This is a genomic window from Congregibacter litoralis KT71 (assembly GCF_000153125.2).
Taxonomy (GTDB): domain Bacteria; phylum Pseudomonadota; class Gammaproteobacteria; order Pseudomonadales; family Halieaceae; genus Congregibacter; species Congregibacter litoralis.
Genome location: NZ_CM002299.1, coordinates 1001179 through 1015758, shown reverse-complemented (window position 1 = coordinate 1015758; position 14580 = coordinate 1001179). Strand labels below are relative to the sequence as shown.

Genomic DNA, 14580 nt, shown 5'->3' with positions numbered 1-14580 from the left:
ATATACCCTAGAATTCCAGTCCGCCTTCGCGCGCGGCTTCAGCCAGCGCCTTCACCCGCCCGTGGTACTTAAAACCACCGCGATCAAAAGCGACCTTTTCAATACCCGCAGCCTTTGCACGCTCAGCGAGGAGCTTGCCAACAGCGGATGCTGCATCAATGTTGCCCGTCGCACCGCCACGCAGACTGCTGTCCAACGTAGAAGCACTTGCCAGAACGGCATCGCCTGCAGGCGCGAACACCTGCGCGTAAATGTGACGCGGCGTACGGTGTACGCTCAGACGGTTAGCACCCTGGGTGCGCATACGCTGACGCGCTTTGCGGGCGCGACGGAGACGCGAATCGTTCTTTGCACTCATCTCGTTGTCCTGTTACTTCTTCTTGGCTTCCTTACGACGGACATGCTCATCCGCGTAACGAATACCTTTGCCTTTGTATGGCTCCGGTGGACGGAAGGCACGGATTTTCGCCGCCGCTTCGCCCACAGCCTGCTTGTCTATTCCGCTGACCACGATCTCAGTCTGGGACGGTGTCTCAGCGCTGAGCCCTTCGGGCAGCTCAAAATCGACCGGGTGGGACAGTCCGATGGTCAGATTGACCGACTTTCCCGACGCCTTGGCACGATAACCAACACCGTTGAGGACCAGCTTCTTCTGCCACCCCTCAGACACGCCCTTGACCATGTTGTTCACCAGCGCACGGGTCGTACCCGCCATCGCTTTTGACGCATCGCTGTCATAAGCGAAGGTCACAGTGCCATCTTCCTGGTCAATGTTGACGCCATCATAAAGAGACAGGGTCAGAGAGCCCTTGGCACCCTTTACCTGCACTTCACGACCGTCCACGGTCAACTCCACGCCTTTCGGCAGGGAGACTGGATTGTTTGCAACTCTGGACATACTTCGCCCTTTCTCTTCAACTTTTATCGCTGCTGCAAAGCAACGGTAAATCTTTTAACTAGCCAAGCTCGCACAGGGGTCTTTAGAAGACCGTGCAAAGCACCTCGCCACCTACGCCGGCAGCACGAGCCGCTCGGTCGGTCATTACGCCACGGGAGGTCGACACGATTGCGACTCCCAGGCCACCACGAACGGTCGGCAACTCATCCTTGCTGGCGTAACGACGCACGCTAGGACGACTGACGCGATCTATCTCCGCGATGACGGGCTTCCCATCAAAATATTTAAGGTCCAGACGCAGACGCGGCTTCACACCATCGGCGTGGGCCTCGAATCCTGCGATGTAACCTTCTTCTTCAAGTACTTTCGCTACCGCAGCTTTAAGCTTTGAACCAGGCATATCGATGCTGGTTTTGCCGGCCATCTGCGCGTTGCGAATGCGGGTCAACATATCCGCCAGGGGGTCTTGCATACTCATGTTTCTATTCCTTCTCGGCTTCGCTTACCAGCTGGCCTTGACCAAACCGGGGACGTCACCGCGCATGGCGGCCTCACGGAGCTTGTTACGACACAAACCAAACTTGCGATACACACCATGGGGGCGACCGGTGATCTGGCAGCGACGCTGCTGACGCACGGGGCTAGCATTGCGCGGCAGCTTCTGCAGCGCGACCTGCGCATCCCACTTCTCTTCATCGGTGGCCGTTGTGCTGGCCAGGACCGCTTTGATTTCTGCACGCTTCGCCGCGTAGCGGGCGACGGTACGAGCACGCTTGTCTTCACGCGCAATCATCGACTTCTTTGCCATAACCCGAATTACCCTTTCAGCGGAAAATTGAAAGCACGCAGCAAGGCACGACCTTCGTCGTCCGTGCGGGCTGTCGTTGTAATAGTGATATCCATACCGCGGAGGCTATCGACTTCGTCGTAGTTGATCTCCGGGAAGATAATCTGCTCTGTAACGCCCATGGCAAAGTTACCGCGGCCGTCAAAGGACTTGGGGCTGATGCCACGGAAGTCACGGATACGCGGTATTGCAATGCTCACCAGGCGATCAAGAAACTCGTACATGCGCTCACTGCGCAGGGTTACCTTGCAGCCGATCGGCCAACCATCACGGATCTTGAAGCCGGCAATGGAGCGACGCGCCAGGGTTACAACGGGCTTCTGCCCGGCGATCTTGGTCATATCAGAGAGCGCACTCTCCATGACCTTCTTGTCGCCCACAGCTTCGCCGACACCCATGTTCAGGGTGATCTTGGTAATCCGCGGTACTTCCATCACGTTATCCAAGCCCAGCTCTTCTTTGAGCTTGACCGCGATTTCATCCCGGTACTTATCTTTCAAGGTTGCCATTTGCTTGTACCTGTTCCTTGCCCTTAGGCGTCCAGCGCTGCGCCGCTGGACTTATAAAATCTGACCTTCTTTCCGTCTTCAACGCGAAAGCCGATACGATCCGCCTTGCTCGTCTCTGGATTGAAGATAGCTATGTTTGACACCTGGATCGCCGCTTCACGCTCTACGATTCCGCCCTGTACGCCCGCCTGGGGGTTAGGCTTGGTGTGCTTCTTAATCATGTTGACACCTGTGACGATCACACGGCTGTCATCTACGATTTTTCGCACTTTGCCGCGCTTGCCCTTGTCTTTGCCAGCGAGCACGATTACTTCATCGTCACATTTAATCTTCAACATTGCTCTCTACTCTTTACTCTTTCTACTGCGCGGCAACCTTTTGAGTCGCCCGCCGTCAGATCACTTCCGGTGCAAGGGAAATGATCTTCATGAATTTCTCACCACGAAGCTCGCGGGTTACCGGCCCAAAAATACGGGTGCCGATAGGCGCTTCCTGGTTGTTCAACAGGACCGCTGCGTTGTCGTCAAACTTGATCAAAGATCCGTCCGGCCGGCGAACACCTTTCTTGGTACGCACAACCACGGCGGTCATGACCTGACCCTTTTTCACTTTTCCGCGAGGAATAGCTTCTTTAACGGTCACCTTGATGAGATCGCCAACGCGCGCGTAGCGACGCTTGGAGCCACCGAGGACCTTGATGCACATAACACGACGGGCGCCGCTGTTATCTGCTACTTCCAAATAAGATTCTGTCTGGATCATGGCGCGATAGTCTCCCCTTTCTCTACAACCTCAACGAGGTTCCAGGTCTTGCTCTTGGAGATAGGACGCACTTCCGCAACCGTCACGAGATCACCAATAGCACACTGGTTCTCTGCGTCGTGCGCATGCACCTTCGATGAGCGTGTCATGTACTTGCCATACATAGGATGACGTACGCGACGCTCAATAAGCACCGTGATGGACTTGTCCATCTTGTTGCTTACTACACGGCCGGTTACGGTCCGGGTTCTTTTTTCAGCTGACATCGCTATTCACCTGCCTTTTCGTGCAACACGGTTTTTACCCGCGCGATGTCGCGCTGGTTGGCCTGCAGGAGGTGCGTCTGGCTCAACTGGCCCGTCGCCTTCTGCATACGCAGCTTGAACTGCTCCTCGCGGAGTGCCAGCAGCTGCTCGCCTAGTTGTTCTGCGCTCTGCTCGCGCAATTCGCTGCCTTTCATCACATCACCGATCTTTTAACAAATGCAGTGGACACCGGAATTTTCGCCGCCGCGAGCTCAAACGCCTCGCGCGCCAATTCTTCCGACACACCCTGTACCTCGTAGAGCACCTTGCCAGGCTGAACCTGAGCTACCCAGTACTCGACGTTACCTTTACCTTTACCCTGACGAACCTCCAACGGCTTGCCGGTAATTGGCTTGTCCGGGAAAACACGGATCCAGATCTTGCCGCCACGCTTGATGTGACGGGTCATGGCACGACGGGCCGCCTCAATCTGGCGCGCAGTAACACGCCCGCGGCCCGTGGCCTTCAGTCCGAATTCGCCAAAGCTAACCTTGCTACCACGATGAGCCAGACCACGGTTGCGGCCCTTCATCATCTTGCGAAACTTTGTACGTTTTGGTTGCAGCATTCTTCTAAACCCTTAGCTTCTTTGGCCGCTTAGCTGGCCGCTGCCTTACGGCCGTTATCAGCCTCGTCGGCGCCTAGCACCTCACCCTTGAAGATCCAGACCTTGACGCCCAGAATTCCGTAGGTAGTTGCTGCCTCGTATGTTGCGTAATCAATGTCAGCCCGCAGCGTGTGCAAAGGCACTCGACCTTCGCGATACCACTCGGTGCGTGCAATCTCAGCACCGCCGAGGCGTCCACTGACCTGAACCTTGATGCCTTCGGCGCCCTGGCGCATCGCGTTTTGAACAACCCGCTTCATGGCCCGACGGAACATCACCCGACGCTCAAGCTGCTGCGCGACGTTCTGCGCAACCAGGCGTGCGTCCAGATCCGGCTTGCGGATCTCTTCAATATTGATGTGCACGGGCACACCCATTTCCTTAGTCAGCTGCTTACGCAGCTTGTCGACATCCTCACCTTTTTTACCAATCACGATACCGGGGCGAGCCGTGTGAATGGTGATCCGTGCCGTTTGAGCCGGACGCTCAATCACAACGCGACTTACGGAGGCGTTGTCGAGCTTCTTTTCGATCAGGCTGCGCACCTGCAAATCGGTCACCAATTGCTTGGCGTAGTTCTTACGGTCCGCATACCAAACCGAAGTATGGTCCTTGACGATGCCAAGGCGGATGCCCGTGGGATGTACTTTCTGACCCATGTGGTCCTCTCCTAATCCTTTAGCTTTCGCCGTCGGCGACTTTAACGGTGATATGACAGCTGCGCTTGAAAATACGATCTGCGCGACCCTTGGCTCGTGGGCGAAGACGCTTCATGGTCATGCCTTCATCGACAAAAACCGTCGAAACCTTCAGCTCATCGACATCCGCGCCTTCGTTGTTCTCAGCATTCGCAATAGCAGAGTTCAACACCTTGCGAACAATGTGCGCTGCCTTCTTGTTGCTGTACTCCAGCACCGACAGAGCCTCTTCGACGGGCTTGCCGCGAACCTGGTCTGCAACCAGCCGCGCTTTTTGCGCGGAGATGCGTGCACCCTTTAATCTAGCTGAAACTTCCATCAATCCGATTCCTATTCCCGGCTAGCGCTTAGCGCTTGACCTTCTTGTCCACAACGTGGCCCTTGAACGTGCGCGTTACCGCGAACTCGCCAAGCTTGTGGCCTACCATGTCTTCGTTGACCAAAACAGGCACGTGCTGTCGCCCGTTGTGTACGGCAATCGTCAAACCAACCATATCCGGAGACACCATAGAGCGACGCGACCAGGTCTTGATGGGTCGGCGATCATTGGCCTCCAGCGCGGCCTCCACCTTCTTCATGAGGTGAAGGTCAATAAACGGGCCTTTCTTTAATGAACGTGGCACTGTTTTGTTCCTCTAATTCTATTCGTCCAATCCCAAAGGGCGCCGGCGTTACTTCTTGCGCCGGCGACGCACGATGAGATCATCGGTACGCTTGTTCTTGCGGGTCTTGTAACCCTTGGTCGGCGTGCCCCAGGGGCTGACCGGATGCCGTCCACCCGAAGTACGGCCTTCACCACCACCATGGGGGTGATCAACGGGGTTCATGGCAACACCACGTACCGTCGGACGAACACCGCGCCAGCGCGCAGCACCCGCTTTACCCAGCTTGCGCAGGCTGTGCTCTGAGTTGGACACTTCGCCCAGGGTCGCGCGGCAATCCGCCAGCACCTTGCGCATCTCACCGGAGCGCAGGCGAATCGTTGCGTAACGACCTTCACGAGCAGCGAGCTGCACAGACGCACCGGCAGAACGAGCGAGCTGCGCACCCTTACCGGGCTTCAACTCCACACCGTGGACTACAGAACCCACGGGAATATTCCGTAATGGCAGACAGTTACCGGTCTTGATCGGTGCCGCCGACCCTGACTGCACGGCATCGCCTGCTTTCAAGCCCTTGGGTGCGATGATGTAACGACGCTCGCCATCGGCGAACAACAGCAGTGCGATGTGCGCAGTGCGGTTAGGGTCGTATTCAATACGCTCTACCTTCGCGGGGATCGCATCTTTGTTGCGCTTAAAATCGATAACGCGGTAGTGCTGCTTATGTCCACCGCCAACGTGACGCGTGGTGATGCGCCCGTTATTGTTTCGACCGCCATTGCGCGACTGCCTTTCCAGCAGCGGCGCGTAGGGTGCGCCCTTGTGCAGATCCTGATTAACGACGCGAACCTGGTGACGGCGGCCCGCTGACGTCGGCTTACTTTTTGCAATTGCCATTTGCCCGCTCTCCCTTACTCAGCTGCCGCGAAGTCGATGTCCTGCCCCTGGGCAATTCGGACATAGGCCTTCTTCCAGGTCGGCTTGGTGCTAAAACCGTAACGATTCCGCTTCATCTTGCCCTTGACCTTAAGAGTCTGGACATCCTCAACACTAACCTTGAACAGCTGCTCCACAGACTTGCGGATCTCGTTCTTGGTAGCGTCGAGAGCTACTTTAAATACGTACTGATTGTTGGCATCGGCAACAATGGCTGCCTTTTCCGACACATGCGGACCCATCAGCACCTGAAATACGCGCTCACGGTTCATGCCAACATCTCCTCAATCTTCTTAATGGCGTCTACGGTAACCATGACCTTGTCATGAGCCAGCAGACTTACGGGGTCGATGGCCTGAACATCACGGACATCAACCTTTTGCAGATTGCGCGACGCCAGATACAGGTTTTCGTTAACCTGATCGGCAATCAGCAGCGCACTGTTTACGCCGTAGCCATCCAACTGATTGACCAACAGCTTTGTTTTAGGCGCATCAAGGTCCAATGTTTCAACCACTACCAGACGATCCTGACGAGTAAGCTCGGACATGATGGTCTTCAGGGCGGCGCGGTACATCTTGCGATTTACCTTGACACTGTGATCCTGGGGCCGTGCAGCGAAGGTCACGCCACCGCTACGCCAAATCGGCGAGCGAATCGTCCCCGCACGGGCACGGCCTGTGCCCTTCTGGCGCCAGGGCTTCTTACCACCGCCGCTGACATCAGATCGCGTCTTTTGAGCTCGCGTTCCCTGACGGGCACCTGCGAGAAAAGACGTCACAACCTGGTGTACCAGGTCTTCGTTGTACTCGCGCGCGAAGTTGGCATCGGACACGGAAAGCGTGCCTGCCGACTCGTTCCCGGGCTTTAATATACTCAGTTCCACCTATATTCCTCCCGCGCTCAGCCTTTAACGGCCGGACGTACGACAACGTCCCCACCGGGTGCACCAGGTACAGCACCTTTAATCAGGAGCAGATTACGCTCTGCATCTACGCGCACGATCTCAAGACCCTGAACCGTAACGTTTGTGTTACCCATCTGGCCCGACATCTTCTTGCCTTTGAAGACGCGACCCGGGGTTTGACACTGGCCAATCGAGCCAGGCGCACGGTGCGACAGGGAGTTACCGTGGGTAGCATCCTGCATGCTGAAGTTCCAACGCTTAATGACGCCCTGGAAACCTTTACCCTTGGACTTGCCAGCAACATCCACTTTCTGGCCTTCTTCGAAGCGCTCTACGGTCAGCTCAGCGCCAACCTCAAAGCCTTCTTCTTCAGCAGACAGACGGAATTCCCAGAGGCCACGGCCGGCTTCAACACCAGCCTTGGCGAAGAGACCCGCCTCGGACTTGCTTACTTTGGCGGCCTTTCGGCTGCCCGCAGTTACTTGAATCGAACGATAGCCATCGCTGTCGTTTTCTTTGATTTGAGTAACGCGGTTTGGAGAAACCTCCACTACGGTTACTGGTATAGATGCGCCGTCTTCAGTAAAGACGCGCGTCATGCCGGATTTCCGGCCGACTAAGCCAATAGTCATTTTGCCAACCTCACAGTGTACGGGGCTCTCACCCTCTATGGCCGCCCATTTCCTCACCATTGAAGACTTGGGCGTTACACACCTCGCGCCGTCCTTTGTGTTACCACCGGTGGCCGAGGCAGGTCTTGCTACGAATTGTCGTTAACCAAGACTGATTTGTACTTCCACGCCCGCCGCCAGGTCGAGCTTCATCAATGCGTCAACGGTCTTTTCCGTAGGCTCAATGATGTCGAGAAGGCGCTTGTGGGTACGAATCTCGTACTGATCACGGGCGTCCTTATTAACGTGCGGTGAAACCAGCACGGTGTAACGTTCTTTGCGCGTAGGTAAAGGTATAGGGCCTCGTACCTGTGCGCCGGTTCGCCGAGCTGTTTCAACGATTTCCTGAGTCGAGGTATCGATCAGGCGGTGGTCAAAAGCTTTCAGGCGAATACGTATGCGTTGATTCTGCACGCGATCAGTCTCCAATCTTTTCAAAAAACCAGAGCCCCGCGGTGGGGACCCCGACAAATGGAGCGCGAATTCTAGGTATGAGCACCCCGACTGTCAAGGAATATGTTGTGAAATATCGACAGACCGGGGAGTTTATCCCCTTGGGATCGCCGGGGCCCTAGGGTACGGCGGGAGAGGAAGGTGCTTTGACTCGAACTACTTCATGTCGAAGGGGCGTCAGTCCGCGCAGTTGATGCAATGGGTGGCCTCCGGGCGTGCCTCAAGACGCGCGGCAGCAATAGTGCCCCCACACTCGACGCATACCCCATAGCTTCCCTCCTCCATTCTGAGGAGCGCGGCCTTCAGGGCAACGATAGCTTCCCGTGTCTCGACGCCAATGGCATCAACCACTTCGTCGTTCTCCCGCTCCTGGGCCTGCTCGGCGGAGTCGGAGGAGTGCGCCTGAGCGGCATCGCGCTTAAGCTTTTCGAGACGTCCCTCCAACTCCTCTAATCGACGCTGAAGCGCCTGCTTTTCCTGTGAGCCATCGACAGTCATTAATGGGCCTCTTGGGTAATCATGCGATAGAGCTCATCTTTTAGATGCAGGCGCTTAAGCTTGGCGTCTTCTTCGGTCTGCGTCGTCACAGGTGTGACCTCGTTTTCCATGTTTTCAACTTCGCGAGTCAGATCGTGGTACTGCTCGAAAAGCTTGCGAAAATGCGCATTACTGGTTTTTAAATCATGAATACGCTCTTTGTGCTCGGGAAATTCATGCACAAGATCGTGATGTGTTACAGACATAGGAAACTCCTGAAGTTATTTTAATGACCAGTTTTAGCGGCCGCTTTCGTGACTGCTTTTGCCACTATAACGACGGTGACCGTTGCGTTCACCGCAGCATTGATTCAGCTTACCGCGCGCCTTTCGTTCGATACCATGACCTGTGTCATGATCAACGCAGGATTCATCGCGAAGCGTCCGTAACAGACGGACGCTGAACCAGGAGACATATCGCATATGGAACGCTCTCACTCTGTTGTCATGGGTTATCTTCTGTGGATATTCGGCTTTATGGGCGCCCATCGCTTTTACTACGGGCGTCCCATCACCGGTACGATCTGGTTCTTCACCTTCGGGCTTTTATTTGTTGGCTGGATTATCGATCTATTGCTGATTCCCGGCATGAACGACGATGCTGATCGCCGCTATTACGAAGGGGATGTCGACTACAATATTTCGTGGATCCTCCTCACCTTCCTCGGCGCTTTCGGCATTCATCGCTTCTATATGGGCAAGATATTCACGGGGGTCCTCTACCTGTTGACGCTGGGTCTGTTTGGTATCGGCATCCTCTATGATTATTGGACGCTGAATGAACAGATCGATGAGATTAATGAGTAGGCGTCTCAGAACGCCAACATCGCTCATTACCGCGATTTGACACATTTTTGCTACTTCCACGGTCTTCCCGGCTCCAGCGCCGAGCTGTATTTTCTCGATGCCCAGGACATAGAAAAACCGGAGGTCCTGCATCCCGCAAACTGGGGCACGGAAAAACGCCACGACAGCAGAGGCAGTGTCAGCCTCATCGGGTTTTCCATGGGCGCTTTCGGCGCCCTAAAAGCCGCGGCAGCTAACAGCGCGGTAGACTCATTGCATCTCATAGCGCCGGCTGCGCCTTTGGAATTAGGCGAATTCCTCCATGACATGGCAGGGGCGCCGGTGTTTCGCCTGGCAGCAAGACACCCATGGTTACTTTCCGCTCTAACGGGCGCACAGGGCGCCGTGAATCGTTTCGCGCCCGACGCACTCTTGAACCGAATTTTCGCGGAAAGCCCTCCAAGCGATAAAGCCTTACTGGATGACGAGGATTTCCGAAAGGCCTCCCGTCATGGCTTTCACTCAGCGTTCGTGAGGGACCGACAGCGCTACCTGTCAACCTTGAAAGACTACGTGCATCCCTGGGCGGGGTTGACTCGTGAAATCCGCTGTCCGGTACACATCTATCAGGGCAGCGCCGATACCTGGACACCCCCGGCCATGGCAGAGGCCCTTGCCCGACATCTCGGTAACCGTTGCACCCTGAAGTCGCTGCCGGAGTTGGGGCATTATTCGGCCTTACATACCGTACTGCCCCAGATACTTCGCAGCTGAACAGTCATCACAGGTACAACTGCAGAAGTCAGGCACAAAAAAGCCCAGCTAAGAAGCTGGGCTTTTTTGCAAGATTCCGCGATTCTCGCCGGTATTACTACGCTCGCATCGCAACACCACCGTGACTCGCTTGGGTTGTGCCTAAGGCTTGTGCCGGTGTGCCTGTTTCGCAGCAATCAGGAGCGCAAAGCGCGACGCGAAGAAACAGGTGCAGCGGTGCAAGCCGAAGTAACTACCTTCGCCTTACTCGATGATCTTAGCGACAACGCCAGCGCCAACCGTTCGACCACCCTCACGAATAGCAAAACGCAGGCCTTCTTCCATCGCAATCGGTGCTATCAAGGTCACAACCATCTGTACGTTGTCACCCGGCATCACCATCTCAACGCCGTCAGGAAGCTCACATGCGCCGGTTACGTCCGTCGTACGGAAGTAAAACTGCGGACGGTAGCCCTTGAAGAACGGCGTGTGACGACCACCCTCATCCTTGGACAGAACATAAACCTCAGACTCAAACTTCGTGTGAGGATTCACGCTGCCGGGCTTGGACAGAACCTGACCACGCTCAACTTCTTCACGCTTCGTACCACGCAGGAGAACACCTACGTTCTCACCCGCACGGCCTTCGTCAAGGAGCTTGCGGAACATCTCAACACCGGTGCAAGTCGTCTTCGCCGTGTCCTTGATGCCGACAATCTCGATCTCGTCGCCAACGGTCACAATGCCACGCTCAACACGACCGGTCACAACCGTGCCGCGACCGGAGATAGAGAACACGTCCTCTACAGGCATCAGGAAAGGCTGGTCAATGGCACGCTCGGGCTCAGGGATGTAAGAATCCAGCGTCTCAACCAGGGTCTTAACAGCCGTGGTGCCCAGTTCGTTGTCGTCTTCGCCGTTCAGAGCCATCAGCGCTGAACCACAGATGATCGGTGTGTCGTCACCGGGGAACTCGTACTGGTCAAGAAGCTCACGAAGCTCCATCTCTACCAGTTCTTTCATCTCTTCGTACTCTTCGGAGTCCGCACCGCCACAGTCTTCAGCCAGCAGATCCGCCTTGTTCAGGAAGACCACGATGTAAGGCACGCCTACCTGACGAGACAGGAGGATGTGCTCACGGGTCTGAGGCATAGGGCCGTCCGTCGCGCCACATACCAGGATAGCGCCGTCCATCTGCGCCGCACCGGTGATCATGTTCTTCACATAATCCGCGTGCCCGGGGCAGTCAACGTGCGCGTAGTGGCGTGAATCCGACTCGTACTCAACGTGTGAAGTCGCAATCGTAATGCCGCGCTCTTTCTCTTCCGGTGCGTTATCAATACCGTCAAACGCTACGAGATCGCCGCCCCATACCTCTGAGCAAACCCGTGTGAGCGCCGCCGTCAGCGTCGTCTTACCATGGTCAACGTGTCCAATCGTTCCCACATTAACGTGGGGCTTATCGCGCTCAAATGCTGCTTTTGCCACTTTGCTTTACCTCTCCAGTGAGACTTGGTTAGTAGGGTTGGGTCTTGGAAATAATGGCCTGGGCGACGTTGTTCGGCGCCTCGGCGTACTGCAAAAATTCCATGGTGTAGGTTGCACGCCCCTGGGTTGCGCTCCGCAGATCGGTGGCGTAGCCGAACATTTCGGCAAGGGGTACGTCCGCGTTAATCACTTTACCTGAGGGGTTCTCGTCCATTCCCGCAATCACGCCGCGGCGGCGATTGAGATCACCAACGACGTCGCCCATGTTTTCTTCAGGGGTGACTACTTCGACCTTCATTATGGGCTCAAGAAGCACCGCCCCACCATCCTGGGAAAGCTGCTTCGTCGCCATAGAGGCCGCTATCTTAAAAGCCATCTCATTCGAATCCACATCGTGAAAGGAGCCATCGTAGAGTGTCGCCTTGAGACCGAGGAGAGGATAACCGGCAAGCACGCCGTTTTGCATTTGATCTTCGATGCCCTTCTGTACCGCAGGAATGTATTCCTTGGGCACGGATCCGCCAACAATCTCGTTTACAAACTCAAGCCCCTCGGCGGTGGCATCCTCCGCCGGCTCAAAGCGTATCCAGACATGGCCGTACTGACCGCGACCGCCGGATTGGCGAACGAACTTACCCTCGATCTCCGAGGTATTTCGGATCGCTTCCCGATAGGCAACCTGGGGATTACCGATATTCGCTTCAACACTGAATTCCCGGCGCATGCGGTCGATGATGATATCGAGGTGCAGTTCACCCATACCGGAGATGATGGTCTGCCCTGTCTCTTCGTCGGTCTTTACGCGAAAAGATGGATCTTCCTGAGAGAGCTTCCCGAGAGCCACGCCCATCTTCTCCTGATCCGCCGTAGAACGGGGCTCCACGGCCACAGAGATAACCGGCTCCGGGAATTCCATGCGCTCGAGAATAATCGGGCTGTCCTGGCAGCACAGCGTATCCCCGGTTGTGACGTCTTTCAGACCCACTGCGGCCGCGATGTCTCCAGCCAGCACTTCTTTGATTTCTTCGCGGGAATTCGAGTGCATCTGCACCATTCGCCCCACGCGCTCTTTTTTTCCTTTGACGGAATTGAACACCGCAGTGCCGCTTTCCAATTTTCCCGAATAAACGCGGAAAAACGTCAGCGTGCCGACAAAGGGGTCGGTAGCAATCTTGAACGCCAGAGCGGCGAACGGCGCAGAATCGTCCGCCTCACGCTTCTCCACGGTTTCACCGTCATCAAGCGTGCCCTCAATGGCCTTTACTTCTGTGGGAGCGGGCATGTACTCAATAACTGCGTCCAGAACCGCCTGCACACCCTTGTTTTTGAAGGCAGATCCACCAAGGACCGGAACAATCTCACTGGCAAGGGTTCGGGCACGGATGCCGGCCTTAATCTCTTCCTCGCTGAGCTCCTCTCCTTCGAGATATTTGTTCATAAGCTCGTCGTTGGCTTCTGCTGCCGCCTCGACAAGAAACTCGCGCATTTCTGCAACCTGGTCTACGAGTTCTTCGGGAACCTCGGAATACTCAAAGGTCATGCCCATATCGTCGGCGCTCCACCGAATCGCCTTATTCTTCACGAGGTCGACAACACCCCTGAACTCCTCTTCGGCTCCAATGGTCATTTGCAGCGGAACAGGATTAGCGCCCAGGCGCTCCTTGAGCTGAGCAATAACGCTATGGAAATCTGCTCCTGCGCGATCCATCTTATTGACGAAGACCATTCGGGGAACATGATACTTGTTGGCCTGACGCCAGACGGTCTCGGTTTGCGGCTGAACGCCGGAAGATCCGCACAGAACGACGACCGCGCCATCGAGTACGCGCAGGGAACGCTCGACTTCAATGGTGAAGTCGACGTGCCCCGGCGTGTCGATGATATTGATGCGATGCTGGTCGAACTGCTGATCCATGCCCTGCCAAAAGCAGGTGGTAGCAGCCGAGGTAATAGTGATGCCTCGCTCCTGCTCCTGCTCCATCCAGTCCATGGTGGCAGCGCCGTCATGAACCTCGCCTATCTTGTGAGACAGACCGGTGTAAAACAGGATGCGCTCCGTGGTCGTGGTTTTACCCGCGTCCACGTGCGCAACAATACCGATATTTCGATAACGACCAATTGGAGTCTTGCGAGCCACGTTACTGCCCCGTTAATCGAACGAAGGAGAGTCCTAGAATCGGGAGTCCTAGAATCGGAAGTGCGAGAATGCTTTGTTGGCTTCTGCCATACGGTGCACATCTTCACGCTTCTTCACGGCGTTTCCTTTGCCCTGAGAGGCGTCAAGAATCTCACCAGCAAGACGCTGACGCATGGACTTCTCACCGCGGTTACGGGCGTATTCCACCAACCAGCGCATGGACAGCGCGATGCGTCGCGAGGGGCGAACTTCTACGGGGACCTGGTAGGTGGCACCACCGACACGTCGAGACTTCACCTCGACCATGGGAGCAATGTTCTCCAGGGCCTCGTCAAACACTTCGATGGGGTCTTTGCCAGCGCGTTCCTGAACGAGGTCAAGGGCACCGTACACAATACCTTCCGCAACGGACTTCTTGCCGCTAACCATGACGTGGTTCATGAACTTGGCGAGGGTGACGTTGGCAAACTTGGGATCAGGCAGCACTTCACGTTTTGCTACCACTCTTCTTCTTGGCATGATCTATTCCTTTTCTTCAGGTTATCCGGATACCGTCCTGCCACCTGTTAGGCGGGGGGCGGCAGAGATCCGGCCTTACTACGTTGTGCCCGAGGACCGTTGCCGACCATCGGGTTGCTACGATAAGCGTAGTCTTTTAATGCAGGGCAACTGTAATCACCCGCGT

At 55.8% G+C, this 14580-nt stretch carries 25 protein-coding genes; 2 read left to right on the top strand and 23 right to left on the bottom strand.

The window, feature by feature from the left end; translation table 11 throughout:
• Nucleotides 1–7: 7 nt before the first annotated feature.
• The 20 genes from rplR to KT71_RS04620 form a co-directional block, all read right to left on the bottom strand.
• Complete coding sequence (rplR, locus tag KT71_RS04715) at nt 8–358, bottom strand: 50S ribosomal protein L18 (RefSeq protein WP_008292593.1); 351 nt, start codon at nt 356–358, stop codon at nt 8–10.
• A gap of 12 nt (nt 359–370) precedes the next feature.
• Nucleotides 371–898, bottom strand: a complete 528-nt coding sequence (rplF, locus tag KT71_RS04710) for a 50S ribosomal protein L6 (protein ID WP_008292594.1) — start codon at nt 896–898, stop codon at nt 371–373.
• 82 nt (nt 899–980) lie between these two features.
• Nucleotides 981–1376 carry a 30S ribosomal protein S8 gene (gene rpsH / locus KT71_RS04705; protein WP_008292595.1) on the bottom strand — a complete coding sequence of 132 codons (396 nt, stop codon included), beginning with the start codon at nt 1374–1376 and terminating at the stop codon, nt 981–983.
• A 24-nt stretch (nt 1377–1400) separates the two neighbouring features.
• On the bottom strand, nt 1401–1706 hold the full coding sequence (gene rpsN, locus KT71_RS04700; RefSeq protein WP_008292596.1) for a 30S ribosomal protein S14: 306 nt from the start codon (nt 1704–1706) through the stop codon (nt 1401–1403).
• 8 nt (nt 1707–1714) lie between these two features.
• Nucleotides 1715–2254, bottom strand: a complete 540-nt coding sequence (gene rplE, locus KT71_RS04695; RefSeq protein WP_008292597.1) for a 50S ribosomal protein L5 — start codon at nt 2252–2254, stop codon at nt 1715–1717.
• Between the two features lie 23 nt (nt 2255–2277).
• Entirely contained in the window at nt 2278–2592 is a 315-nt protein-coding gene (gene rplX, locus KT71_RS04690) for a 50S ribosomal protein L24 (protein WP_008292598.1), read from the bottom strand.
• Between the two features lie 55 nt (nt 2593–2647).
• On the bottom strand, nt 2648–3016 hold the full coding sequence (rplN, locus tag KT71_RS04685) for a 50S ribosomal protein L14 (RefSeq protein WP_008292599.1): 369 nt from the start codon (nt 3014–3016) through the stop codon (nt 2648–2650).
• Nucleotides 3013–3282, bottom strand: a complete 270-nt coding sequence (rpsQ, locus tag KT71_RS04680) for a 30S ribosomal protein S17 (protein WP_008292600.1) — start codon at nt 3280–3282, stop codon at nt 3013–3015. Before rpsQ ends, rplN begins: the two co-directional genes overlap by 4 nt.
• A 2-nt stretch (nt 3283–3284) precedes the next feature.
• Nucleotides 3285–3476: a 50S ribosomal protein L29 gene (gene rpmC / locus KT71_RS04675; RefSeq protein WP_008292601.1), complete on the bottom strand. Its 192-nt coding sequence runs from the start codon at nt 3474–3476 to the stop codon at nt 3285–3287.
• Nucleotides 3476–3889 (bottom strand): 50S ribosomal protein L16, encoded by a 414-nt coding sequence (gene rplP, locus KT71_RS04670; protein ID WP_008292604.1) that lies wholly within the window; start codon nt 3887–3889, stop codon nt 3476–3478. The genes rpmC and rplP overlap by 1 nt, the downstream gene beginning before the upstream one ends.
• Before the next feature lie 29 nt (nt 3890–3918).
• Nucleotides 3919–4587 carry a 30S ribosomal protein S3 gene (gene rpsC, locus KT71_RS04665; protein WP_008292605.1) on the bottom strand — a complete coding sequence of 223 codons (669 nt, stop codon included), beginning with the start codon at nt 4585–4587 and terminating at the stop codon, nt 3919–3921.
• Between the two features lie 19 nt (nt 4588–4606).
• On the bottom strand, nt 4607–4945 hold the full coding sequence (gene rplV, locus KT71_RS04660; RefSeq protein WP_008292606.1) for a 50S ribosomal protein L22: 339 nt from the start codon (nt 4943–4945) through the stop codon (nt 4607–4609).
• Between the two features lie 28 nt (nt 4946–4973).
• A complete protein-coding gene (rpsS, locus tag KT71_RS04655; RefSeq protein WP_008292607.1) occupies nt 4974–5249 on the bottom strand; it encodes a 30S ribosomal protein S19 in 276 nt (91 codons plus the stop codon).
• A 48-nt stretch (nt 5250–5297) separates the two neighbouring features.
• Nucleotides 5298–6125, bottom strand: coding sequence for a 50S ribosomal protein L2 (rplB, locus tag KT71_RS04650; RefSeq protein ID WP_008292608.1), 828 nt, complete (start codon nt 6123–6125; stop codon nt 5298–5300).
• 14 nt (nt 6126–6139) lie between these two features.
• The gene (gene rplW / locus KT71_RS04645) at nt 6140–6436 is read right to left on the bottom strand and encodes a 50S ribosomal protein L23 (protein ID WP_008292609.1); all 297 of its coding nucleotides are present in this window, start codon (nt 6434–6436) and stop codon (nt 6140–6142) included.
• The gene (gene rplD, locus KT71_RS04640) at nt 6433–7050 is read right to left on the bottom strand and encodes a 50S ribosomal protein L4 (protein ID WP_008292611.1); all 618 of its coding nucleotides are present in this window, start codon (nt 7048–7050) and stop codon (nt 6433–6435) included. The genes rplW and rplD overlap by 4 nt, the downstream gene beginning before the upstream one ends.
• Nucleotides 7051–7067: 17 nt before the next feature.
• Nucleotides 7068–7703, bottom strand: coding sequence for a 50S ribosomal protein L3 (gene rplC / locus KT71_RS04635; protein ID WP_023659966.1), 636 nt, complete (start codon nt 7701–7703; stop codon nt 7068–7070).
• 141 nt (nt 7704–7844) lie between these two features.
• Nucleotides 7845–8156 carry a 30S ribosomal protein S10 gene (rpsJ, locus tag KT71_RS04630; RefSeq protein WP_008292615.1) on the bottom strand — a complete coding sequence of 104 codons (312 nt, stop codon included), beginning with the start codon at nt 8154–8156 and terminating at the stop codon, nt 7845–7847.
• Nucleotides 8157–8372: 216 nt separating this feature from the next.
• Nucleotides 8373–8693: a TraR/DksA family transcriptional regulator gene (locus KT71_RS04625; protein WP_008292616.1), complete on the bottom strand. Its 321-nt coding sequence runs from the start codon at nt 8691–8693 to the stop codon at nt 8373–8375.
• Nucleotides 8693–8938, bottom strand: coding sequence for an HP1242/YdcH family protein (locus tag KT71_RS04620; protein ID WP_008292617.1), 246 nt, complete (start codon nt 8936–8938; stop codon nt 8693–8695). Before KT71_RS04620 ends, KT71_RS04625 begins: the two co-directional genes overlap by 1 nt.
• 216 nt (nt 8939–9154) lie before the next feature.
• Here KT71_RS04620 and KT71_RS04610 point away from each other — a divergent pair, with 216 nt between their 5' ends.
• Together KT71_RS04610 and KT71_RS19635 are read left to right on the top strand one after the other, a co-directional pair.
• Nucleotides 9155–9538: an NINE protein gene (locus KT71_RS04610; RefSeq protein WP_023659965.1), complete on the top strand. Its 384-nt coding sequence runs from the start codon at nt 9155–9157 to the stop codon at nt 9536–9538.
• A 36-nt stretch (nt 9539–9574) separates the two neighbouring features.
• Entirely contained in the window at nt 9575–10291 is a 717-nt protein-coding gene (locus KT71_RS19635) for an alpha/beta fold hydrolase (protein ID WP_008292620.1), read from the top strand.
• 243 nt (nt 10292–10534) lie between these two features.
• Here KT71_RS19635 and tuf read toward each other — a convergent pair whose 3' ends face one another.
• The 3 genes from tuf to rpsG are packed head-to-tail and all read right to left on the bottom strand — an operon-like array spanning nt 10535 to nt 14414.
• Nucleotides 10535–11758 (bottom strand): elongation factor Tu, encoded by a 1224-nt coding sequence (tuf, locus tag KT71_RS04600; RefSeq protein WP_008292621.1) that lies wholly within the window; start codon nt 11756–11758, stop codon nt 10535–10537.
• Nucleotides 11759–11786: 28 nt separating this feature from the next.
• Nucleotides 11787–13895 carry an elongation factor G gene (fusA, locus tag KT71_RS04595; RefSeq protein WP_008292622.1) on the bottom strand — a complete coding sequence of 703 codons (2109 nt, stop codon included), beginning with the start codon at nt 13893–13895 and terminating at the stop codon, nt 11787–11789.
• A 48-nt stretch (nt 13896–13943) separates the two neighbouring features.
• Nucleotides 13944–14414, bottom strand: coding sequence for a 30S ribosomal protein S7 (gene rpsG, locus KT71_RS04590; protein ID WP_008292623.1), 471 nt, complete (start codon nt 14412–14414; stop codon nt 13944–13946).
• Nucleotides 14415–14580 lie beyond the last annotated feature (166 nt).